This window comes from Lichenihabitans sp. PAMC28606 (genome assembly GCF_020616535.1).
Taxonomy (GTDB): Bacteria; Pseudomonadota; Alphaproteobacteria; order Rhizobiales; family Beijerinckiaceae; genus Lichenihabitans; species Lichenihabitans psoromatis.
Genome location: NZ_CP085136.1, coordinates 863,157 through 886,940 on the forward strand (window position 1 = coordinate 863,157; position 23,784 = coordinate 886,940).

The following is a 23,784-nucleotide window of genomic DNA, read 5'->3' on the forward strand; positions in this document are numbered from 1 at the left end:
CGATCGAGCCGGGTAGTTAACGATCCGTTATAGGAAACGAGCACAGCATGGCATCGGCGGCTTCGGGCGCGAGCGCGCCTCTGTCGACCTTTGTCACGTCGCGAGATCCAGAGGACACGCATGTCGAAGTCGCGCACCATTGCTTATGGGTCTGTCGGGGCCATCGTGGTCGCCGGCGTGATCCTGGCGGTGCCGACCAGCCGCCATGCGATCCGCCATGAAATTGCCAAGCACCGCCACTTCAGCTTCAGCAACACAACCGCGACCTCCGTCGTGCCGGTCGCACAGGCACCCGCAACGATCCTGGCGAGCGAGGCAGACCCTCGGTTTCTCGCCCGCTCCTCGGCCGAGGTCCCTGCCCCGCATCTCGGAACGGTGACGCTCGACGCCAGCGCCTTCGCGCCGCCGACCGTCACGTCGCTGGCCAAGACCGCAACCGGAACGGACGTTCAACCGCTCGACAAGGGTGCCGCCTCACCCGTGATCCGATCATCGAGCGATCAGGACGGTGGCGTGGGGATCGATCTCGCAGGAGCACGCCAGGCGCTGCGGCTCTATCGGCAAGGCGACCTTGCGGCAGCCGACGATTTCGCACGTCTCACCAGCGGCCCGCTGCGGACGCTGCTCGATTGGACCGCGATTCGTCTCGCCTCCCGACAGGCGGGCCTGCCCCGTCTCGAAGCCTTCAAGGCCGCGCATCCCGACTGGCCGACGCTGACGTGGATCAACCGGCGCATTGAAGAAGCCAAAGTCGCGACACGCGATCCTGCCGCGACACTGGCGTTGTTTGCCAGTTCGGCCCCGGAGACCCTGTTTGGTCGACTGGCGCTGGCACGCGCGAGGATCGCGACCAGCGACCTCGACGGAGGAGCGGGGATCATTCGATCGGCCTGGCGTAACGATGATCTGACCGCTGGGGAAGAAGCCCTGATCCTGAAGGATTTCGGCGCGCTGCTCAGGCGGGAGGATCATAAATTTCGGGCCGACCGCTTGCTCTACAAGGAAAACCTGCCAGCTGCGATGCGAGCGACCGCTCTCGCGGGTCCGGATGTCGCGCTGCTCGAGAAGGCGCGCATCGCGGTGATCGGGTCCATGCCGTCGGATGCGGCGATCGCGGCCGTTCCGAAAGCCCTGCAGAGCGACCCCGGCCTGCTCTTCGCCAAAATCCAGAAGGCGCGCCGCGCCAATAAGATCGCCGACGCCGCCACGATGATGTTGTCGGCCCCCTCCGACCCCACCCTGCTGGTGGATGGCGACGAATGGTGGACCGAGCGTCGCCTCGTCGCCCGCAAACTGCTCGACGCGGGCGACGCCAAGACAGCGTTCCGCATCTGCGCCACACATGGCGCATCGTCCAACGCGTCGCGCATCGAAGCCGAGTTTCATGCCGGCTGGATCGCATTGCGTTTTCTCAACGATCCTGTTCTGGCAGCGCCGCATTTCGCCAATGCCGCAACTCTGGCCGAAAGCCCCATCTCGACGTCTCGGGCGGCTTATTGGCAGGGCCGGGCCGCTGCAGCAGCTGGCGATGCGCCGGCCGCAGCCCGGTTTTACGACACGGCCGCGCAGCAACCCACGACATTCTATGGCCAAATCGCCAACGCGGCTCTCGGGCGCCCGCCCGCCGTGCTGCGGCAACCGATCGCTGTCGCGTCCGGTCCCGATCGCCGAGAGGCGATCCAGGGCGTCGGCCTCTTGTTCGATCTCGGCGAACGGGATCTGGCGCTCGGGCTAGCCCTGACGATCGCCAAGACCGAGCCGGATCAGAGCCAAGTCGCAGCGCTCGCTAGCGTCGTCGCCGCCACCAAGGATGCGCGAGCCACCCTGTCGGTCGGCAAGGCCGCCGGCCAACGCGGCATCGCGCTCGACGATGCCGCCTTCCCGACGTTCGGGATCCCGGCCTACCAGCCGCTCACCAATTCGGCCGACCGCTCGACCGTCTATGCGATCGCGCGACAAGAGAGCGAGTTTGATCCCCGGTCGGTATCCTCCGCCGGTGCGAAAGGCTTGATGCAGTTGATCGGCTCGACGGCGCGTCAAACAGCCGTAAAGGCCGGGATCGATTTCGATGAGACGCGGCTCTTGCTCGACGCCGGTTTTAACGCGCAGATCGGGGCGGCGCATCTCGGCAAACTCCTGGCCGACGAGAACGGCTCTTACATCCTGACCTTCGCGGCCTATAACGCCGGCGCCCGCAAGGTGCAGGACTGGATTGGGATCTATGGCGACCCGCGCAAGCCGGGCGTCGATCCGATCGACTGGATCGAGCGCATTCCTTATTCGGAGACGCGCAACTACGTCCAGCGGGTGTTCGAGAACATGCAGATGTATCGCGCTCGTTTCGGCGTGCCGACCGCGTCCCTGTCAGACCCTCAGCCGATCGTGACCGGCAAGGGAACCTGATCCCAGGGCCGTGAGCCACGCCCCCGCTCCTCCGCCAGATCATCACGAAAGGTCGCCTGTGCCTGCTTTCACCAGTCGGTTCGTCTCGGCCCCAGACGCTCTTCGCCTCCACGCCCGAGACTATCAGCAGGCGGATGGCGGGACGACAGGTGGGCTCACGGTCGTCTGCCTGCCGGGATTGGCCCGGACCTCGGCCGATTTCCATGTCCTGGCCACGGCTCTGCTTGAGAGCCGCGTCGCGGCGCGCGTGCTCGTGATCGACTATCGCGGCCGGGGCCTGTCGGCGCGCGACCCAAACCCGGATCGCTACGATCTGCCAATCGAGTCAGCGGATCTGCTGGCCGTTCTTGCGGCGCTCGAGATCGGTGCCGCCGTTTTCGTCGGAACCTCGCGCGGCGGTCTTCATACCTTGATGCTGGGCGCCGTGCGCCCGACGATCCTGCAAGGCGTCGTTTTGAACGACATCGGTCCCGTCATCGAACCGCGCGGCCTTGCGCGCATTCGCGGCTATATCGGTAAATTGCCCGAGCCGAAATCCTGGCCGGACGCGATCGACCTGCTCAAGCACCTCGCCAGCGCGCATTTCACCGCACTCGAGGAGCAAGACTGGGACACGTTTGCCCGCACCACATTCGAGGAACGCGACGGCCGGTTCGTCCCGCTCTACGATCCCGCCCTAATGCACAATCTCGCGAAGCTCGACCTTGACGCGGTACCGGTGCTCTGGCCGCAATTTGAGGGCCTGCGACATGTCCCGGTTCTCGTCGTGCGCGGCGAAAACTCCGATCTGCTCTCCGCCGCGACTGTCGCCGAGATGACGAAACGACATCCCGACTGCGCGGCCGTCACGGTGCCGGGCCAAGGTCATGCACCGTTGCTGATCGACACCCCGACCACGCGTCGCATCTGCCAATTCGTCGAACGATGCGGATTCAATCTACACTCAACAGCAGCGGCACAACGCGGCCTATCCTTGCTGTCGTAAGACAAAGAGACGGACAACGGCTACTTCGTCGTAGCATCACACACTATAAAATAGATAACGTTACGTCACTTTCATAATTTCGACTGTTGCCGGTTGGCAGCCGAGAAAAACTTGTGCTCTCGAGTCAATTGCGACTTGATCAATAGCCGTCACCTGTCATGTTGAACGAGCTTTATGACGAACTGAATTTTCGCTGCCGACTTATATTATAGTCTCGGTCGATTGCCCTCTATGGCCATGCGTTCAGCTATGGCGAGACCCGAATGCGAATGGATCAAACGATACAGGACAACAGGCGTGCACGACAGAAGGCGAGCCCGATCGCGTGGTGGCATGCCGGACGTTCACGCGCCCGATCGGACGCCGCCGATATGCTGTTGGACTATGGCAGTCATGCCTATGAGGTGGCGACCCGCTTGGCGCGAGCAGAACGTCGTTGCCGCATCATCGACATCTCTCTGCCGCCCGGTCACTGGGAACGGGTGAGGCGCAACATCAAGCGGCGGCTCGTCTCGAAAGACTAGGCCGACTCGCTGCAACATCCAGCGACGACACAGCCTTCGGCCGAAGCCGGCAGCGATGAAGAACCGCTGCCCCGAGCACGACCATCGCGAAAGCCTGATGTGCGAGAGCGGCATCGAGCGGGACCGCCCACACGAGTGTGGTGATGCCGATCACCGCCTGACACGCGATCAGGAGCGCGAGTGCAAGTGCGGTGCGCGATGCGGGTTGACCCGGCAACGTGCGCGCGCAATCGACGGCGTGACCCACGGCCGCGATCAAGAGAAGGTAGGCCATGAGGCGATGATCGAATTGTGCGGTGGTCGCGTTCTCGAAGATGTTCCGCCAGAGCGGCGACTGAAACCATAATTCGCTCGAGGGCGGAACGAGGTGGTCGCCCATCAAAGGCCAGCTATTATAGATTTTCCCAGCCCGCAGGCCCGCAACGAGGGCGCCGAGACCAATCTGCACGAAAACGAGCCTGATCAGGACGCTCGCGCTGCGACGAATCCGATCCGGCACGAGGCTCCACGATGACGGCGTCCGCAAGCTTTCCGCAAACCAGACCGAGAGCGCCAAGGTGACGGATGCGACGAGAAGGTGCAGCGCCAAGAGGTATTGAGAAACCTCGGTTCGATCGACGAGGCCGGATTTGACCATCAACCAGCCAATCACGCCTTGCATGCCACCAAGCGCCAACAAGCCGACGAGCTTGATCTTGAGGTTGCGGGTCAGAGCGCCGGTGAGCCAGAAATAAGCTAGCGGCAAAGCCACGGCAAAGCCGATGATCCGGCCGAGCAACCGATGCGACCATTCCCAGTAGAAGATCGACTTGAAGCCCTCGACATCCATGTCGGGAAACACGCGGGCATATTGCGGGATCGTCTTGTAGCGCTCGAACTCCGCCTGCCACGCGTCGGCCGTGAGCGGCGGAATGATGCCGCTGATCGGCTTCCACTCGGTGATCGAAAGCCCCGATTCGGTCAGCCGGGTGGCTCCTCCGACCACGACCATCAGCAAGATCAAAAGCGCGACGAACCACAGCCAGGCGCGGACCTGACCGAGGCGGCTGGTTTGCGAGACGGACCTGATGGCCTGATGTCCGTCTGCCGGACGACCAAGCGAGGCACCATCAAGGGTCGTACGTGTAGACATTCGGCCAAACACCTGTTTTGTCACGCTGCGCGAGAACAAGAAACTCTAGGCTGACGTGCATCGCCGGTCCAGACGCGACCCTGTCGCATCGAGCAAAGCACAAACAAACGCCGAGGACTGGATATGAGGAGACGCACTCGAAAATTCATCGGCGCCGGCGTCATGCTCGCATTTGTCGCGATCTATGCGGTCGTCGCGATGCTGGTTGCGCAGTCCGAGCCAGTCCATCGAGCCCCCGGGTGGGCGCAGGGGATCTTCTATGCCATCGTCGGGCTTGCATGGATCCTGCCGTTGATGCCGTTGATCCGCTGGATGGAACGCCCGGATCCCGACGAGGTCGTTTCCGCCTTGTGACACGCCGTCACGTGACGTCGATTCGCCGGCCCCGGTTCCAGACCGCAAATGCGACACCCGATAGCAGAATGTCGAGGCAGGCACCGCTCTGGTATCGACCATCGATCGAGACCCGAGGGAGCGCCATCGGATGCTTGGCATGGCCGGAATAGAGCAGCCCAGGCCGCGTCGTGACGCCACTGACATAGCCTGCTTGCGCCGCGAGTGCGAAGTCGCGCGGCCCGGCTGAGGCGGGGTCGCCGACCGGATAGGCGACATGCCGAACCGGCCGTCCCGTGTGCTTCTCGAGCATCTGCTTGGCTTGTAGCAATTCCCCGAGAACCTTGGCTTCGGCATGTTTGGCCAACATTGGATGCGTGACCGTATGGGACCCGATCGTGATCAGCGGATGCCGGGACAGCGCTTCGATTGCCGTCCAATCCAGGCATTCCCGCTCCACAAGCGCCCGCCCGTCCACGCCCGCGCGTCCGCATAGCTCGGCGATCGTCGACAATAATTGCTCCTCCGGTCCGCGCCGAAGCCGCCGAGAGACTGCTGCGAAGGCGTCCCGCTTCTCTGCCGTCCCGACGGCCGGAAGCTCGACGCGATCACCCCCGATGTCGACCTCGACACGATCGAGATGGCGGATCGCTTCTTCAAGTTCGAGCCACCAGAGCCGCGCGGTTCGGTCGGCAAAGCCGGTCGTCACATAAACGGTGGCGGGCGCCTGATGACGGTCTAGGACCGGCAGAGCCCACTCGACATTGTCACGATAACCGTCGTCGAAAGTCAGAACCGCGACGGGTGGCCCGCCGCTCCGTTCGCGCAAAACCGCGATGGCCTCATCCATGGTGACGATGCGATAACCGGACTGCCGAAGCCGCAGGATCGTCGCCTCGAGAAAGGCCGGCGTGATCTCGAGCGCCTTGTTCGGCGTGAAGCTCTCCGGCCCGGTCGGTCGCACATGATGGAACATCACAATCGCGCCGACGCCGCGCGTCAGCGGCGCGGCGATGCGATGCAGGCCCAGCGCCGCGATCACATCGAAACCGTTACTGATCAAACGATGGCGCAGGCTCATCCGACTTTCCGGCGCGAGAGGATGCCGCGACACACAGGATCATAGGCGTGATTTGACGCCATCCTGACTCTACGCAAGAGGATATTGAGGTTTGATTGCTAAGGAAGCGAGAGGGCTTCCGGAGCACCGATGCAAAGCGAGCGCGACGACGACGCAGAACGGCTCGCCGCGCATGTGGCACGGGTCACCGTCTTCGATGACCCCACGGCGGCCGCGGCCGAATGGGACGCGCTACAGGCCATCGCGACCATCTCGCCCTATCAGACCAGAGCCTTTCTCAAGGCTTGGTGCGAGACTGAGGGACGCGCGAATGCGATCACGCCCATGATCGTGGTCGCCTATGACGACCGGGACCGCCCTATCGCGCTGCTCCCATTCGGGCGAAGTCGCGTGAAGCTGCTCTGGGTCGCACGCTTTCTCGGCGGCAAACACGTGAACTACAATCTTGGCCTGTTCGACCCCTCCCTTCTATGGGGGCGCGACCAGATCGGCGGCCTGCTCCGGCAAGCGGCAGCCTTGATCGAACCATCGCTCGACGTCTACGGCTTTATCAATCAGCCGCTGACGTGGAACGGCACCCCCAATCCGCTGACGCTCCTGCCGTCGCAACCGAGCCCGAGTTTCAGCCACAGAGCCACGTTGCCCTCCGACCCGAATCAATTTTTTAACGACCAGCTTTCGGCGCGCGCTCGCAAAACGCTGCGGAGCAAGCGCACGGCCCTCGAACGTCAAGGACCCGTCTCGACCTTGAGGGCACGCACGCCCGCCGAAATCGATGCGGTCCTGGCCGCCTATCTCGATCAGAAAAGCCGAAAATTCGCTGCGCTCGGAATTCGGGACGATCCGGAAAAGGCCGAGGCCGAAGCCTTTCTGCACCGCGCCGCAGGACGCTCGAGCGACCATCCCGCCAGTCTCGAATTGCACGCGCTGCTCTGCGGAGACCGGATTGTGGCCACCTTTGGGGGCCTCGGTCATGCCGGTCGCTTTTCGGGGCTGATCATGTCCTACGACGACGATCCGACGACCGCGAAGACAAGCCCGGGCGACTTGCTCCTCGTGCACGTTTTGGCCGAAAAGTGCCGTGAGGGTTTCGCCAGCGTCGATCTCGGCATCGGAGAAGCCCGCTATAAGGCAACCTATTGCCCGATCACCGACCCGTTGGTCGACGGCTTTGTGCCGGTCTCCATCCTCGGGCGGGTGTTCGTCTGGCTCGACGCGCTCAGGCTTCAAATCAAGCGCCGCATCAAACAATCCCCGCGCGTCTGGGCGCTGGCCCTCCGGCTTCGCAAGATCGCGCCTCGCGGCTCTTAAGGACTGTTCAGGCGGCGCTGCGAGCCGCCTGCCCGTCCAGCCCTGGCGCGGCGTCGAAGCCGATCACCTCGGCGACCCCGGCGGCGTAAAGGGCGGCGCGGCTTGCATCGACATCCGACCGCGGCGCGTCGGCGGAAAAGAGCAGCACCGCGAGATCTGTTGGATCGGCGCGTCGGAGCATCTCGGTCGACACGCGCGGCACGGGAACCGCGAGCACCACATGATCGTAGGTCTCCGCGAGAGCATCGACGACCATGTCGAAGCCCTCGGCATTGCCTTCCAATTGACCCCGCCCAAGCGGAACGATGTGCAATCGCGACAGGGGATCACGATGGATCACTTCCGCGAAAGTCGTGGCGCCAACGAGCAGATCCTTGAGCCCGAGAACCGGGCCCCGCGCGGCGAGATCGTCCGCACTCCGCATCAAGGCACGGTCCAGCCCACCGGGGACGGCACCACAATCGACCAGGATCACGCGATCCTGACGAGCAAGCGCGCGCGCGAACGACAGGGCGACGGGCAGAACTGCGATCTCCGGATCGGCGCCGGCAATCGCGACCCGCACCGCCCCATGCAGTTTGCGGCGCTGGTGAATATCCTCGACCACGGCCTCGAATTGCCCGTTACCCCTGCGATCCCCCGTTGGGGTGCGCGCGAACGGGGCACCGGGCTCGACCGCTTGTGCCGACAAACCGCGGGGACGCCTCGATCGAGGATCGACGAACGCATCGTCGCTAAACTCCGGATTGCCGCTGACCGGCACCGGCATCGATCCCGGCGACGTGTCACGCAGGAACGCACGACCCGAGAGCAATTCCCGAGCGATGATCAGACCGATCGACAGCAGCAAGCCCGCAAGCGTGAAAATGGCGATCATAGGACCTTTCTTCGGGAACGACGGGACTTCGGGCGCCACCGCGCGCGAGATGATCCGCGCATCCGCCGGCGTCGAGGCGGCACTCTCGCGGGCCAGAGCCTCCTGATATTTCTGCGTGTTGAACTCGAGCTGATCTTTCAGCAGACGCGCTTGCGATTCGAGATCGCGCAAAGCCACTTCGTCGCTCCCAGCCACGCTTGCAGTCTTTTTCTGCGTGTCGAGAGCGGTTTGAAGATTGACGACCCGGCTCGCCGCGATGCGAGCCTCGTTCTCCAGCGTCCGAACGGTTCTCTCGCCTTCGAGGCGCAGTTGCTGGTCGAGATCCGCCAGTTGGGCGCTCATTTCCTGCATCCGCGGATGGCCAGGCAACAAAGTGCGGCCTTGCTGGGCGATCTGCGCCTTGAGGGTGATGCGTTGATCGGAGATCCGGCGGATCAGGTCATTATTGGCGACATCCGGTACATCGCCGACGCGGTTGGCACGAATCATGTCCCGCAACAGCTTTGCCTTGGCTTGCGCGTCCGCCTCGGCGCTCCGGGCCTGCGCCAGTTGCGTGTTGATGTCGGTCAACTGCTGGGCCGTGATCGTCGTATTATTCGATCCGATCAGCAGTCCGTTGCCGGCGCGATAGGTCTGGGCCTTCGTTTCTGCCGCAGCCGCCCGCACCCGCAGATCAGCGATCAACGACGCCAGAGACGCGGCCGCCGTCCGGGCCGCGTCACGCTTCGTGCTCGACTGGAGGTTTATGTAGAGATCGGAAATCGTGTTCGCGGCCTTGGCGGCCAGATCGGGATTTTGCGACGTGAACTGAACACTCAGCACCCGTGATTTGATCACCGGATAGACGGTCAGCTTGTCGTAATAGGAGGTCAGGATGCGCTCCTCGGAGCTGACCCGCATCGGGTCCCGCTCGAGCCCGAGGAAAACCGCCGCGCGAGACAGCACGCCAAGACCGTTGGCCAGCGGATCGAATTCAGGATTGCCCTTCAGGTCGAGAGCCGTGATGGCGTCCCGCGCGATATCGCGCGACGAGATGAGTTGCACCTGGCTCTGCACCGCCTCGTCGTCCGGCAATTGTGCCGTTTCCCGCTCGCCGCGGTCTGGCCGCGTGAAGAAATTCTCGCCATTCTCGATGAGAATTTTCGACTCGGCGGTATAGCGCGGCTTTACCAGATTGACGCCGATGATCGAGGCGATGAAACAGAACGCGACGGGGCCGATGACCCATAATTTGCGGCGCGCGATCGTGCGACCGATCGACGACAGGTCGAGTTCGCGTCGGAACTCGGCGTCTCGCTGAAGGTCGTCCTCGCTCTCAATCCGCATGACCACTCCGACGCGACCGACCTCTCGAGGCCTTGCGGTCGGCGGCATCGACATGCTGTCGAATCCAGACGGACCACTCGGCTTATGGATCGATTAGACGGGATGGAGATTGAGGCTCCATTAACCGTAAGCGGATTTTTTCAGGATTTTGAGAGTCTTTTTCGAAGCTTGCGGCGTGAAAGCGTCAGAGCGCGCCAATGTGGCGCAGGATGACCGAGGCGGCGCACTCGCTCGGGACTTCGCCGGTCTCAAGGCTCATCAGCGAGTCCAGGCGCCGCATCGCGTCCGTTTGAGCTTGCCGCGCAGGCGTCTCGCGAAGCAAAGGCAGCAGCGCCGCCGCGAGACGTTCCGGCGTGCAGGCATCTCCAATGAATTCTGGGATATCGAGGCTGCCGGTCACGAGATTGGGCAGCACGATCGATGGCACCTTGATGAGAAACCGCAGCCGCATCTCGACCGGCGTGACCCGATAGGCAACGACAGTTGGTACGCCCGCCAAGGCGAGTTCGAGCGTCACCGTGCCGGAGGCAGCAAGCGCCACTCTTGCGCGCCGGAATGCCGCGAGCTTCTCGGCTTCACCCCGCAGGATGCGGACCTGAACCGGCCAAGCAGCCGCGCGGGCCTCGATCTCGGCAGCCAGATGGTCGACGGCCGGCAGCACCACCTCGAGCGGCCCGTAAGACGCTTGCAACCGTTCGAGCGCCCCGCCGAAATCATCCATCAGGCGGCGGATTTCGGAATGACGCGACCCCGGCAGAACCACGACGACGGGAGGCTCCTCGCGGCGGCGATCCACATCCTGCGGCACGGGACGAAACTCGTCGATCCGCTCGATCAGTGGGTGGCCCACATAGGTGCAGGTCGGGCCGCCGAGACGGGCATGGGCGGCCGGTTCAAACGGTAAAAGTGCGAGCACGTGATCGACATAGGCCCGCATGGCCTTCGCGCGCCCCGTTCGCCAGGCCCAAACCGTGGGGCTGACATAGTCGATCACGGGAATGCCCGGCAGGCGCCGGCGCACGCGGCGGGCGACACGATGCGTGAAATCCGGGCTGTCGATGATGATCAACGCGTCGGGTTTGAACGCCACCGCGGCGGCGGTGGTCTCGGATATGCGGCGTAGCACGGTCGGCAGACGCTTGATGACCGGTAGAATGCCCATAACCGCGATATCGGTCAGGGGAAACAGCGACCGAAGCCCTTCGGCTTCCATGCGATCGCCGCCGACCCCCGCAAATGTGAGAGGCCGGGGCGAGAGACGACGCAAAGCCCGCATCAGCTTAAAGCCGAGTTGGTCTCCGGAATGCTCCCCGGCCACAATGTAGAGCCGCAGCGGTGTTTCACGCCGGTCTGACGCACCGCCGACGGCACGCGGAGGCTTCACCCCGCCACATCCTTGACCTCGCGCGGGACGCAGATCGCGCGATCGGCTCCATTGCGGATGAAATCGAGAATTTCATGCACTTCGACGTGGGTCGAAAATTCGCCCGCCACATCTTCGACCCGCTCTTTCAGGGTTCCTTCTGCCGCGAAGAGCAAACGATAGGCCCGCCGAAGATCGTGGATCTGCTCGCGCGTGAAGCCTCGACGCTTCAAACCAATGAGATTGAGGCCGGCCAGATGCGCGCGATTTCCGAGCGCCATGCCGTAGGGAATGACATCGTTTTCGACCCCCGCAAGACCGCCGACGAAAGCATGCGGGCCGATGCGGACGAATTGGTGGACGGCTGCGCCACCGCCCAGGATGACGAAATCACCGACCCGGCAATGGCCAGCCAGCATCACATTGTTGGAGAAGATGACGTCGCTGCCGACCCGGCAATCATGGGCCACATGGGCATTGGCCAAGAAGGTGCTGCGATCACCGACCGAGGTCAGCATGCCGCCCGACCCCGTTCCGGGATTCATGGTGACGCCTTCGCGGATCAGACAATCCGACCCAATGTCGAGTCGCGATAGCTCTCCCCGGTATTTGAGATCCTGCGGCTCGTGGCCGATCGAACTAAATGGGAAAATGCGCGTCCGCGCGCCGATCGACGTGCGGCCGGCCACCGCCACATGCGACACGAGATGGACATCGTCCCCGAGTTCGACATCGGCGCCTATCGTGCAGAATGGCCCGATCGAGACATTGCGACCGATGACGGCCCCTGGCTCGACGACCGCAAGGGAATGAACCCCGACCTCGCGAACCGCCACTGACCGCTCGACGGCCGTCAATCCATCACCAGCATGGCGCTGATGAGTGCTTCGGCCACAAGGACACCGTCGACCTTGGCCTCACCCTTATACCACCACATGTTCCGCCGGTGCGCCGTTTTCGCGAGGTGATATTCGACGACGTCTCCCGGCACGACGGGCTTGCGAAACTTGGCTTTATCGATCGTCATGAAATAGACCAGCTTCGGTCGAGCAAGGCCCTTCGAGTGGACGCAAAGCGCGCCGGCCGTCTGTGCCATACCCTCGATCAGCAAGATGCCCGGCATCACCGGCCGACCCGGAAAATGCCCCTGGAAATGCGGCTCGTTGATCGTGACGTTCTTGATCCCGACACAACTCTCGTCGCCCTTCATCCTGATGATCTTATCGACCAGCAAGAATGGATAACGATGAGGCAGCGCCTCGAGCAGTTGCTGAATATCGAGGGAATCAAGCGTTATCGGCAGCACCGTATCGTCCATTCGGAATCCATCGATTTTGGCCTCGTGGTCGGCATGGGACAGCCGGGGCCGGCAAGAAAAAGAGCGCCATCAGCGCACGAAGTGCCCGCGAGGGCAATGACATAGACAAGTGATGACCCGCGAGGACACTCCAGCAGAACGTGTGTCATCGCGGCAGGATCAGTTCTTCTCCTCGACCGGAGCGTTCGCGCCGGGCTTGTTCCATTCGCCGCGCGCCAGACGCTTGAGGATAGCGGTTTGCTTGAACAAATCTCGCACCGGCTGGGCCGGAGAACCCACCACGCGGGCGCCGGCCGGCACATCCGCCATGACCCCCGCCTGTGCACCAATTTGAGCACCCGTGCCGATCGTCAAATGACCTGTCAGGCCCGCCTGCCCGCCGGTGACGGCGAAATCCCCGAGCGTCGTCGACCCGGAGATGCCACCTTGCGAGACGATCACACAATGACGACCGATGACGACGTTGTGGGCGATCTGGACCAGATTATCGATCTTAGTGCCCTCTCCGATGATCGTATCGCGGTTCGATCCCCGATCGATGGCGGAATTTGCGCCGATCTCGACGTCGTCCTGGATCACAACGCGGCCGATCTGCGGCACCTTCAGGTGTCCACGTGCGGACATCGCGAATCCAAACCCATCCTGCCCGATGCGAACGCCGGGATGGATGATGACCTGATTGCCGATCAACGCGTTCAAGATCGTCGACTGCGGGCCGATCGAGCAGGATCGCCCGATGCGGACATCCGGCCCGACGACGCTATTGGCGCCGATCGTCGTTCCCGATCCGATTTCCGCGCGCGGCCCGATGACCGCACCAGGGTCGATCGTGACCCCCGCTTCGATCCGTGCCTCGGGATGGATGAAAGCACCTGGGGAGATACCCTCCGTTCCGAAGATCGAGCTCGGCCGAAGGGCATCCGGGTAGAGTTTGGCCAGGATCACGGCGATGCTGCGGTACGGCTCGGTCGCGATCAGAGCGACGGTCCCGGCCGGCACGATGGCGGCGAATTTCGCTGGAACGAGACAAGCAGAAGCGCGTGTCGCGGCCACCATCGGGGCATAACGCGGATTATCGAGAAACGTCAGGGCTCCTGTGCCGGCCAGATCGAGAGGCGCCACGCTGGTGATGACGGTCGAGAGCTCAGCCCCCGCGGGAGCGGTTGCGCCCGTCCATTCGACGATCTCCGCGAGCGTTGGTGTGCAAGCACGGCGGAAGAAGACCGGTGCGCTCATGTCGATGCCGTACCCATTCGTTGTGAGTTGCCCCGAAGGCATTCGTTCGAAGCCAAAAAGGGGGCTTCAGTCACCGCACCAAAACAGCGGCTTGGTTGAATCACTCCGCCGCGTCGAGTCAAACACGCCAAGCCCTCAAGCGTGAAGTGGTCGAACCGAAGCCGAGGCATTTCACGCGTCGTTTCGGTCCCAAGCACGCCGCCGAAGCAAGTCCTTGAAACGAGTGTGGGACCCCGGCCTTCCGGCCGAGGTCCCACGGGATAACGAGATCTCGTCTCGATCAGAAGCTGGTGCCACCCGAGAAGCGGAAGGCTTGCGTCTGGTCGAATTTGTCCTTGCTCAAAGCGTAGGCGTAATCGAACCGGATCGGACCAAGCGGCGAGGCCCAAATCAAGCTGGCGCCGACCGACGAGCGGATCGCGTCCGAGTCGCGCAAGACCACGCAGGTGCCCTGCTGATAGTTGGTCGCAAACACGCCAGTCGCCTGGCCACCCGCCACGCAGGCTCCACCACCCGGGGTGAAGTTCGTGCGGCCGGTGTAGCCGAAGAGCGTTCCGGCATCGGCGAAGAAGGCACCCTTCAGGCCAAGGTCACGCGGCAGACCATAAAGCGGGAACTGCGTCTCCAACGATCCACCGAAGTAGGTCGAGCCACCCAGCGGATTGTACTTGGCATTGGTCGGGTCGCTGATGTCGCGTGCGCCAATACCCGACGGAGCGAAACCACGAACCAATGTCGGTCCAAGCTGGAACTGGTCGGTGATGCGAAGCTGACCACTCAGCGCTTCGACATGACCGCCCTGCAGGCGCACGAACCCGATGATGTCGTCGTAGATCGGGTGGTAGTAGCGCAGGTCGCCCGTGCTGCGAACGAAGGTGTTGTCGCGCTGACCGCCCGCATTGCCGAGGCCGGTGTCGAAGCCGACATCGGTCCGGATTTCGGCGAACAAGCCGCTGGTCGGGTTTTTCGGGTTGTCCAGTGTGTTGTAGTTGAGGTTGAAGCCGACCAAATTGGTCAACGTCGACCCAAGCGCTTCCTTGATGGCAATCGACGCCTCACCGTTGGTCAAGCAGTTGTTCGTCGCTGTGGCCGGCACATTCACCAAGGTGCCGAAACCAGGCGTCGTCCCATCGATCGGAACACCACCGGTCGACACGCAATCGTTGGACGGCTGGCTCGACTTGTTCGGGATGCTGATCTTGGTGTTGTAGATCGAGTAATGCGGCGAGACGGAGAATTCGTCGGTGATCGGAATACCAAGCCGCAAGGTGCCGCCCGTCACGAAGGTCTCGTAAAGCGCATATTGCGTGTTGTCGTTCTGCTTGGCGAAGATGTCGAAACCAGCGGCGATGCGGGTGTCGAAGATATACGGCTCGGTGAAGGAGAAATCGACGCCGCGGGCATATTGGCCCTCTTGCACGCCGAGCTTCACATATTGACCACGGCCGAGGAAGTTGGTCTCGGTCACGGCTGCTTCCGCGATGAAGCCATCCGAGGTCGAGTAACCACCCGAGATCGAGAACGATCCCGTCGGCTGATCTTCGACATCGACGTTGATGATGACGCGGTCGGCGGATGAACCCGGCAGATTGGTGATCCGGACCTTCTTAAAGAAGCCGAGGCTGTTCAAGCGGCGCTCAGCCCGATCGATCATGACCTTGTTGTAGGGGTCGCCTTCGCCAATATCGAACTCGCGACGAATGACGTAGTCGCGGGTGCGGGTGTTCCCGTGGACGTCGATGCGCTCGATGTAGACGCGCGGGCCTTCATCGATCACGAAGCCAAGGTTGACCGTGTGCGTGGACGGATTGCGGTCACCGCGCGGCCGAACTTCCGAGAAGGCATAACCGCGACGCTGAACTTCGCGGGTCAACCCTTCGGTCGACTTCTCGACGAGGTCGCCATCATAGACGTCGCCTGCGGAAAGCCGAACGATCGGCGTCAGTTGCTCGCCAGAGACGTCCGACAGGTGAGATTCCACCCGAACGGCGCCAACAGTATATTGCGCGCCTTCTTCGACCGTGATCGTGAGGTGATAACCGCCGGCTTCCGGGTCGAATTTCACGTCCGAGCCGACGATGCGGAAGTCGGCATAACCGTTGCGAAGGTAGAAGCGGCGAATGGCTTCCTGATCGGCCGCGACCTTGTCGGCGTCATAGACGTCGGAGGTCTTGAAAAACGAGAGGTAATTTGATTCCGTGGTCTGCATCAGGCCGCGAAGCTTGCCAGAGCCGAACGCCTTGTTGCCGACGAAGTCGATCGACTTCACGCCGGTCTTGTCGCCCTCGTCGATCGTGAACACGACGTCGAGGCGACCGTTCGGAAGATCGACCGTCCGTGCCGTGACCTTGGCGAGACCGCGGCCGTTATGCTGATAGATTTCTTTGATGCGCTCGATGTCGGCCTGAACCGTGGCGGGCGAATAAGGCCCCCGCGATTTCGACTGGATGGCACTGGACATCTGGTCGCCCTTGATCTTGCTGTTGCCCTCGAAAGCAACCCGGTTGATGACGCCGTTCTCGACGACGGTCACGACCAGACCCGCACCGCGGTGGCTGACGCGAACATCGGAAAACAGCCCGGTTGCATAAAGGTCTTTGATGGATTGGTTGACATTGCCCTGATCGGCACCGGTGAAATAGGACCGGACCGTTTCAGCGTCGACGCGACGATTGCCCTCGACGACAATGGATGCCGCCGATGCGGGCAAGGTGATCCCGGCAATCATGACGGATAAGACCGTTATGAACGCGAGTCGGTTCAAGAAGCCGCGTAGAAACTGCATGTACTCTCGGTCCCCGTCTACCGCGAGCGTGGGTCACGCTCTCGATCCCTCAACCTGAACACTAAAGTTTGATGATTTCCGAAACCGAAGTGACGGGAACCAGATTTTCTTGTCTCAGGTTTTCGCTTCTACAAGGTTTACGGGGGGGAGCAAACCAACATTCGGCGCGGTGCGTACCAAAGCCCACAGGCGTGTCTCTACCGACACGCAAGCCGCTGAAACGCCACAATTAACTGACGAAAAACCGCGAAATATCGTTGTATGTGGCGCAAAGCATCAGAGTCGCGACCAGAGCGATGCCAAGACGAAAGCCGTATTCCTGCAAGCGTTCGCTCACCGGACGCCCTTGAATGGCCTCGATGCAGCAAAACAACAATCGTCCGCCATCGAGCGGGGGAATCGGAAGAAGGTTAAAAAATCCGATAGAAACCGAGAAGAACGCGGCCAGATTAAGCAGCGCGCCGAAGCCGAGTTGAACGACCTTGTCGGTCACCTCGACCATACGGACCGGGCCGGACAGTTGCGCCACCGTTTCGCGGCCGGTCAGCAGACCGCCGAGATAGCTCACGGTCCGGCTCACGACATACCAACATTCGGATGTCGCCGCGGTCACGGATTCGATTGGCCCGAGGCGCTTCACTGAATAATCGGTGCGATCAGTCGAGGCGCCGAGACCCAACACCCCGATTCTCGCCGTTCCAAACGGCCCCTTCACATCCTTGCGCTGGGGTGTCGCTGTCAGATGAACCAGAGTTCCGCTCCGATCGACGTCGATCGCCAAGGGCGTATCGCTCGACTCGCTGACGATGCGCTGCATGTCCATGAAGCTGTCGATCGGCCGTCCGTCGATCGACGTGATCCGGTCACCAGGCTGAAAGCCGGCCTGGGAGGCGGCGCTATCGGCCACCACGGATGCGACACGCGGAGCCAGCACGCCGATCCCTTCGACGTAAAACAGGCCGGCGAAAAGCACGATGGCGAGAAGGAAACTCGCGATTGGCCCCGCCGCGACGACGAAGCCACGCTGCAGGGCAGATTTGCCCGCGAATGTGTCGCCACGAGCCACGGTATCGGCGATTGCCGTCGGCTTTGCACTCACGTCGCTATCGCCGTGAAATTTGACGTAGCCACCGAGCGGAATTGCGGCGAGCCGCCAGCGTGTTCCCTTACGGTCCGTATAGGCTGCGATTTCGGGACCGAACCCCACCGAAAACGCGTCGATCCGCGCGCCGCAGAGCCGACCCGCCAGAAAATGCCCGAGTTCATGGAAGAACACGACGAGCACCAGAATGAAAATGTAACCGAGGACGGTTGGGAAATGACTGAACAGGGCCATCAGAAACTCCGGAGGGCCCCGTCGGGCCGACATGCGGAACGCAACATCGATACGGGTGTGCCTGGCGTTGAGAGCGAGCCAACGCCAGGATCGTTGGCTTACGCCATCATAATGTCCCTCGGGACGCCCTAATCCAAGAGTGCCGCGGCGGTTTCTCGCGCTTGCCGATCGATCGCGAGCGCATCGGCAACACTCGCCGGGAGGTAAGACCACCCTTCGGCGATGGATCGATCGCAGACCCGTTCGACCAAACCCGCCATCGCGCCGAAGTTGAGCTGCCCCTCGAGAAAAGCCGCCACGACGATTTCATTCGCGGCATTGAGCACGGTCGGCAATCCGCCCCCTGCCTTCAAAGCAGCCATGGCGAGGCGAAGCGCTGGGAACCGATCAAGATCCGGCTTTTCGAACGTCATCGAGCCTAGTGCCGCAAGATCGAGCTTGCGAGCGCCACTTTCGAAGCGATGCGGAAAACCGAGACAATGCGCGATCGGCACACGCATGTCGGGCAACGCCATCCCGGCATTGACCGAACCGTCCGCGAACGACACCAAGCCGTGAACGACCGATTGCGGATGCACGACGACATCGAGCCGCTCGGCCTCGATCCCGAACAGGTGAAAGGCCTCGATCAATTCGAGCCCCTTGTTCATCAGGCTCGCTGAGTCGATCGTGACCTTGGGGCCCATCGCCCAATTCGGATGAGCCAACGCCTCCTTGACGGTCGCGGCCGCGATCCTCGCGGCATCCCAGGTCCGGAATGGTCCGCCCGAAGCCGTCAGGGTCATGGTCTCGACGCTGGAGATCGGCGCGCCGCCAAGAGCCTGGAAGATCGCATTATGCTCGCTGTCGAGCGGCAGCACCGTCGCGCCGGAGGCCGCAACGGTTTGCATGACGGGATAGCCGGCGCAAACCAGCGTCTCCTTGTTGGCGAGCGCGACAGTCCGACCGGCCGCGAGGGCCGCATAGGTCGGCATCACGCCGACCGTGCCGGCAATGGCCGCAATCACGAGGTCGCTTGGCCGCAACGCCGCCTCGACGACCGCATCAGGCCCAGCTGCCGCTTCGATTCCACTCGAGCCGAGCGCATCTTTCAGGGCGCCATAGGCGGATGGATCGGCGATCGCAACAAACGAGGTTCTGAGTTCGATTGCCATCCGGGCGAGCGCATCAGCGTCCCGCCCGCCCGCGATCGCCGCGACGTGGAAACGAGACGGGTCGAGCGCCAGCACCTGGGCTGTGGAGCGGCCGATTGATCCCGTCGCGCCAAGGATGACGAGCGAACGCGGCGACGAATGAGACCGCGTTTGATGACCAGCTTGGCTCAAGGCCGTCTCCTCCGAAAATTTCCTACCACGTGAACAATCCTGCACCCGCCGCATCGATCCCGAGCCGCGCTATTCCGAGACAGGCAGCAAAAACCGCGGCGGCCACAAACCCGTCGAGTCGATCCATGACGCCGCCATGACCGGGGATGAGGTGGCTGGCATCCTTGACGCCGTAGCGCCGCTTCATCGCGGATTCGAAAAGGTCACCGGCCTGCGCGACGCCTGCGGCTGCGAGGCCGATGAGCAGAAGAGGCAAGATCTGCCTCGGTGAGGGCGCGACCGCGAGACCCGCCACCGTCCCACATAGGACGCCGATGAAAAAACCCGACCAGGTTTTCGATGGAGACAAGCGCGGCCAGAGCTTTGGGCCGCCAAATCGCCGGCCGCCGAAATAGGCCATGATGTCGGTTCCCCAGACGACGGCGAACAACCAGATGATGGCAACAAACCCATCGGGTTCAGATGTTCGCAGAACGATCACCGAAGCCAGCAATGCAGACGCATAGACAAGGCCCGTCGCCGCTGCGAGCCGCAGCCCCGCGGGCGCAACCGCAGAGGTGCCGAGAAGTCCTGCCACGACAAGGCAGACCGCAACCCTGTCATGACCAGCCGAGGCGACAGCGAGGGCGGCCGTCAAAGCGATGACACCAACGATCAGCCGGCGGATCGCCGAGGTCTCGTCGATCATGTGCTGCCATTCCCATAGAATCGCACAGGAAGCGGCGAGCCAGAAAAGCGAAAACCAGGCTCCGCCGGCAATCGCGGTTCCAAGCGCCAGGATCGCCATCACCAGCGCCGACAAAACCCGCGGCATCAGGTCGGTCCAACGCCGGGACAGGCCTGACCCCGTTGACGTCTCGACCAGTCCCCGTTGCGACGGCCCAATGGGCTCGATCATAGGGCCGACTTCAACTTTTCGGCCGCATGCTCGGCCACCGTGACGCCGCCGAAACGGCGTTCGCGCATCTGGTAGGTTGTCAAAGCCTGATCGAAAGCACCCCGATCGAAATCAGGCCAATGGATCGGCAGAAAGACGAATTCGGCGTAAGCCGCCTGCCACAAGAGGAAATTGGAGAGGCGCTGTTCGCCCGACGTGCGGATGATGAGATCGGGGTCAGGGATGCCAGCCGTATCGAGGTGAGCCTCGATCAACTCATCGGTCACGGCATCGGCCGCGATCTCACCCGAGGCAACCTGAACGGCGATGCGGCGCACCGCGGCGGCGATTTCCTGGCGGCTCCCGTAATTGAACGCCACGACGAGGGTCATCCGGCTATTGTCACGGGTGAGGTCTTCGGCCTCATTCAGAAGAGCGTGGATGTCGGGCTGCAACGTATCGCGAATGCCGATGACGCGAACCTTGACGCCGCTTTTGTGAAGATCGGCCAAGTCGTTGCGAATGAACCGCTTCAACAGCCCCATGAGGTCCGAGACTTCTTCGACCGGACGCGCCCAGTTCTCGGACGAAAAACTATAGACGGTCAGATAGGCGACGCCGAGATCGATGGCGGAGCGGACTGTGCGGCGTAGGGCTTCGACGCCACGCCGGTGCCCCTCGAGACGCGGCAAACCGCGCGCGACAGCCCACCGGCCATTGCCATCCATGATGATCCCGACATGGACCGGCACGAGCGAGCGCGAGCCTGAGCCCTCGACAAACCCCTGCCCCTCGTTCCGACCCTCCTTGGTGTTGCCGCGTTCTTCCATGATGGTTCCGGCCGACCTCTTTGCCGAGGGTAGCGCTTCCCGCTAGAGCATGTTGACCTTGTACCCGAGCCGCTTTCAATGCCGAAAAAGCGGGCGAGGCGCGCGCTTTTCGAGACAAGAGCCGGTCGGTCAGAAACCCGACATTCTAGATTTGCATGATCTCTTTTTCTTTGGCGGCCAAAGCCTGATCGACCTCAACGATCGATTGATCTGTCACCTTTTGGACCTCCGTCTCGAGACGCTTCTCATCGTCCTCGGTGATGGCCTTGTCCTTCAGAAGCTTCTTGATCTGATCGATCCCGTCGCGACGAACATGACGAACAGAGACACGCGCGTCTTCGCTATATTTATGCGCGACCTTCACCATCTCGCGTCGACGCTGCTCGTTCAGCTCTGGGATGCGGATGCGAAGCACCTGCCCCTCGATGACAGGGCTAAGACCGAGATTGGCGTCTCGGATCGCCTTGTCGACGGCATTGACCATCCCCTTGTCCCACACCTGCACCGAAATGCTGCGTGCCTCGGGAATGCTGATGGTCGCCACTTGGTTCAGCGGCATGGATTGCCCATAAGCCTGCACCTGAACCGGCTCGACCAAGCTGGCGCTGGCGCGCCCGGTCCGCAATCCACTGAGTTCGTGTTTGAACCCCTGGACCGTGCTTTGCATGCGGCGCTTAAGATCGCCCACATCGAATTCTGCACTCACGCTCGACACCTATCGTCTGATCTTGACCGCGTCATCGGATGCCTGTTGCGGCGGTCCGGCTATGACACGACGCTCTTCATCCATCGCATTCATCTTTGGCATGTCCAACCCTGCCATCGCAACAGGCGGATGGACCTTCGCTCGACTCAGGGCGAGACGAGCGTGAACCGCCCCTTGCCCTGCAGGGCTGATCGGATCGCGCCATGATCGACGATCGAAAACACCACGATCGGGATCCGGTTTTCCCGCGCCAGCGCAAAAGCCGCCGTATCCATGACGGCCAGATTTTGTGAAATCGCCTGATCGTGCGTCAGATGTTCGTACCGGGTCGCAGACGGATCGATTTTTGGATCCGCCGAATAGACGCCATCGACCAATGTCGCCTTCATGACGGCATCGCTCGACAATTCTGCGGCCCGAAGCACCGCACCCGTATCGGTCGTGAAAAAGGGATTGCCGGTCCCCCCTGCCAAGACGCAGATGCGCCGCTTGGCCAAGTGATGCAGCGTGGCCTGCCGGGAATAGGGTTGACAAACGGACGGCATCGGCACGGCAGACAGCGCTCGCGCGGCATGGCCTTCGGCCTCGATCGCGGCCTCGATCGCCAGCGCATTCATGACGGTCGCCAGCATGCCGATTGAATCGGCGCGGGCCCGCTCGATGCCCTTGTCGGCCCCTTGCATACCGCGAAAGAAGTTTCCGCCACCGACCACGACGGCGATCTCGACGCCGAGAGACACGGCACTCACAAGGTCGGCCGCGATACGCGCAACAGTCGGAGCATTTAGCCCGAATGGGTCGGGGCCGGTCAGCGCTTCCCCAGAAAGCTTAATGACGACACGTCGATACAAGGCGGGGTGTTCGTCGCTCATCATTGCCTCACAAGATGCCTCGGCCGCGACGGTCGAGACCGGAGCGACCTGAATTATAGAACCAAACGATTGCAATCTTGCGAACAAAGCTGCTCGCAATAGATGCTCGCGTTCAAGGCAGCCAGCGAGGCGGAGGCACCGCTGTGTCGGATTGTCATTTTACGCCGAGCTCAAGGCCGTCCGGGAAAACCGGCACGACCCCACGCCGCGGCGTAAACGGTGTCTTAGACCATGCTGGCCACTTCGGACGCGAAGTCCGGAGCGTTCGGCTTGTCGATGCCTTCGCCAAGGGCGAAGCGCAGGAACCCCTTCACGATGATGGGCGCGCCGACTTGCTTCTCGGCGTCCTTGGCGGCCTGTGCAACCGTCTTGGTGTTGTCGTGCACGAAAGGCTGATCGAGCAGGCTCACTTCCTTATAATAGCTCTTGAGGCCACTCTCGACGATCTTTTCCAGAACGTTGGCCGGCTTGCCCGCATTCTTATCCATCAAGAGTGCCTTTTCACGCGTCACGATCGCAGGATCGAGGCTCGATCCATCGAGTGCGAGCGGGCTTGATGCGGCGACATGCATGGCGATCTGACGGCCGAGCGTACCGAGCGCGGCAGCGTCCCCGGTCGACTCGAGCGCGACGAGAACGCCGATCTTGCCGAGACCTTCGGTGATCACGTTATGGACGTAATGCGCGATCACGCCATGCGCGACTTCGAGGCCCGCGACCCGGCGGAGAGTCATGTTCTCGCCGATCGTCGCGATCGCATTCGAGATGGCCTCCGACACAGTGCCGCCGCTCGGATAAGCCGCAGACTGAAGCGCCTCGGCGTCAGAGCCCTGATGAGCCAGAGCGACGTCGGCGATGCCACGGACGAGCTTCTGGAATTCCTCGTTGCGCGCGACGAAATCTGTCTCGGAATTGACTTCGACCAGCACGCCTTTGGTGCCCTGAATCGCGATGGCGACCAAACCTTCGGCGGCAATGCGGCCGGACTTTTTGGCGGCTTTCGACAAGCCCTTCTTACGCAGCCAATCGACCGCCCCTTCGATGTCGCCCTGAACCTCGTTCAACGCGTTCTTGCAATCCATCATGCCGGCGCCGGTCTTCTCGCGAAGTTCCTTCACCATCGCGGCGGTGATATTGGCCATGGTCGTTATCCCCAGATGATCG

19 protein-coding genes are annotated in these 23,784 nt (G+C 62.3%); 4 read left to right on the forward strand and 15 right to left on the reverse strand.

The annotated features are described in order from the left end of the window. Window positions 1-120: 120 nt before the first annotated feature. Both LGH83_RS04075 and LGH83_RS04080 read left to right on the forward strand, forming a co-directional pair. A complete protein-coding gene (locus tag LGH83_RS04075; protein WP_227400715.1) occupies window positions 121-2,403 on the forward strand; it encodes a lytic transglycosylase domain-containing protein in 2,283 nt (760 codons plus the stop codon). Between the two features lie 58 nt (window positions 2,404-2,461). Further along, window positions 2,462-3,388 carry an alpha/beta fold hydrolase gene (locus LGH83_RS04080; RefSeq protein ID WP_227400716.1) on the forward strand — a complete coding sequence of 309 codons (927 nt, stop codon included), beginning with the start codon at window positions 2,462-2,464 and terminating at the stop codon, window positions 3,386-3,388. A gap of 495 nt (window positions 3,389-3,883) precedes the next feature. Here the strand turns inward: LGH83_RS04080 and LGH83_RS04085 are convergent, their stop codons facing one another. Next, window positions 3,884-5,044 (reverse strand): COX15/CtaA family protein, encoded by a 1,161-nt coding sequence (locus tag LGH83_RS04085; RefSeq protein ID WP_227400717.1) that lies wholly within the window; start codon window positions 5,042-5,044, stop codon window positions 3,884-3,886. 123 nt (window positions 5,045-5,167) lie between these two features. On the opposite strand from LGH83_RS04085, the gene LGH83_RS04090 reads away from it, so the two are divergent. Then, entirely contained in the window at window positions 5,168-5,398 is a 231-nt protein-coding gene (locus tag LGH83_RS04090; protein WP_131117686.1) for a DUF2842 domain-containing protein, read from the forward strand. Window positions 5,399-5,405: 7 nt separating this feature from the next. Here the strand turns inward: LGH83_RS04090 and LGH83_RS04095 are convergent, their stop codons facing one another. Next, window positions 5,406-6,458 (reverse strand): polysaccharide deacetylase family protein, encoded by a 1,053-nt coding sequence (locus tag LGH83_RS04095; RefSeq protein ID WP_227400718.1) that lies wholly within the window; start codon window positions 6,456-6,458, stop codon window positions 5,406-5,408. 129 nt (window positions 6,459-6,587) lie between these two features. Between LGH83_RS04095 and LGH83_RS04100 the strand changes: the two genes are divergently transcribed. After that, a complete protein-coding gene (locus tag LGH83_RS04100; RefSeq protein WP_227400719.1) occupies window positions 6,588-7,769 on the forward strand; it encodes a GNAT family N-acetyltransferase in 1,182 nt (393 codons plus the stop codon). Window positions 7,770-7,776: 7 nt separating this feature from the next. On the opposite strand, the gene LGH83_RS04105 is transcribed toward LGH83_RS04100, so the two are convergent. The 13 genes from LGH83_RS04105 to tsf all read right to left on the reverse strand — a co-directional run bounded on the left by LGH83_RS04105 (window position 7,777) and on the right by tsf (window position 23,762). Continuing rightward, window positions 7,777-9,972, reverse strand: coding sequence for a GumC family protein (locus tag LGH83_RS04105; protein WP_227400720.1), 2,196 nt, complete (start codon window positions 9,970-9,972; stop codon window positions 7,777-7,779). A 184-nt stretch (window positions 9,973-10,156) separates the two neighbouring features. Further along, window positions 10,157-11,356: a lipid-A-disaccharide synthase gene (gene lpxB / locus LGH83_RS04110; protein ID WP_227400721.1), complete on the reverse strand. Its 1,200-nt coding sequence runs from the start codon at window positions 11,354-11,356 to the stop codon at window positions 10,157-10,159. Then, window positions 11,353-12,171 carry an acyl-ACP--UDP-N-acetylglucosamine O-acyltransferase gene (gene lpxA / locus LGH83_RS04115; RefSeq protein ID WP_227400722.1) on the reverse strand — a complete coding sequence of 273 codons (819 nt, stop codon included), beginning with the start codon at window positions 12,169-12,171 and terminating at the stop codon, window positions 11,353-11,355. Before lpxA ends, lpxB begins: the two co-directional genes overlap by 4 nt. A gap of 17 nt (window positions 12,172-12,188) precedes the next feature. After that, on the reverse strand, window positions 12,189-12,653 hold the full coding sequence (gene fabZ, locus LGH83_RS04120; RefSeq protein ID WP_227400723.1) for a 3-hydroxyacyl-ACP dehydratase FabZ: 465 nt from the start codon (window positions 12,651-12,653) through the stop codon (window positions 12,189-12,191). Between the two features lie 159 nt (window positions 12,654-12,812). Next, window positions 12,813-13,889 carry a UDP-3-O-(3-hydroxymyristoyl)glucosamine N-acyltransferase gene (lpxD, locus tag LGH83_RS04125; protein WP_227400724.1) on the reverse strand — a complete coding sequence of 359 codons (1,077 nt, stop codon included), beginning with the start codon at window positions 13,887-13,889 and terminating at the stop codon, window positions 12,813-12,815. A 280-nt stretch (window positions 13,890-14,169) separates the two neighbouring features. Beyond that, window positions 14,170-16,674, reverse strand: coding sequence for an outer membrane protein assembly factor BamA (gene bamA, locus LGH83_RS04130; RefSeq protein WP_227400725.1), 2,505 nt, complete (start codon window positions 16,672-16,674; stop codon window positions 14,170-14,172). 229 nt (window positions 16,675-16,903) lie between these two features. Then, window positions 16,904-18,010, reverse strand: coding sequence for an RIP metalloprotease RseP (gene rseP / locus LGH83_RS04135; RefSeq protein WP_227400726.1), 1,107 nt, complete (start codon window positions 18,008-18,010; stop codon window positions 16,904-16,906). Between the two features lie 128 nt (window positions 18,011-18,138). Next, a complete protein-coding gene (gene dxr / locus LGH83_RS04140) occupies window positions 18,139-19,335 on the reverse strand; it encodes a 1-deoxy-D-xylulose-5-phosphate reductoisomerase (RefSeq protein ID WP_227400727.1) in 1,197 nt (398 codons plus the stop codon). Window positions 19,336-19,357: 22 nt separating this feature from the next. Beyond that, window positions 19,358-20,149, reverse strand: a complete 792-nt coding sequence (locus tag LGH83_RS04145) for a phosphatidate cytidylyltransferase (RefSeq protein WP_227400728.1) — start codon at window positions 20,147-20,149, stop codon at window positions 19,358-19,360. Window positions 20,150-20,229: 80 nt separating this feature from the next. Next, a complete protein-coding gene (locus tag LGH83_RS04150) occupies window positions 20,230-21,042 on the reverse strand; it encodes an isoprenyl transferase (RefSeq protein WP_227400729.1) in 813 nt (270 codons plus the stop codon). A gap of 145 nt (window positions 21,043-21,187) precedes the next feature. Then, window positions 21,188-21,748: a ribosome recycling factor gene (gene frr / locus LGH83_RS04155; protein WP_131117720.1), complete on the reverse strand. Its 561-nt coding sequence runs from the start codon at window positions 21,746-21,748 to the stop codon at window positions 21,188-21,190. A gap of 146 nt (window positions 21,749-21,894) precedes the next feature. After that, window positions 21,895-22,623, reverse strand: coding sequence for a UMP kinase (pyrH, locus tag LGH83_RS04160; RefSeq protein ID WP_131193807.1), 729 nt, complete (start codon window positions 22,621-22,623; stop codon window positions 21,895-21,897). Between the two features lie 221 nt (window positions 22,624-22,844). Next, the gene (gene tsf, locus LGH83_RS04165; RefSeq protein ID WP_227400730.1) at window positions 22,845-23,762 is read right to left on the reverse strand and encodes a translation elongation factor Ts; all 918 of its coding nucleotides are present in this window, start codon (window positions 23,760-23,762) and stop codon (window positions 22,845-22,847) included. Window positions 23,763-23,784 lie beyond the last annotated feature (22 nt).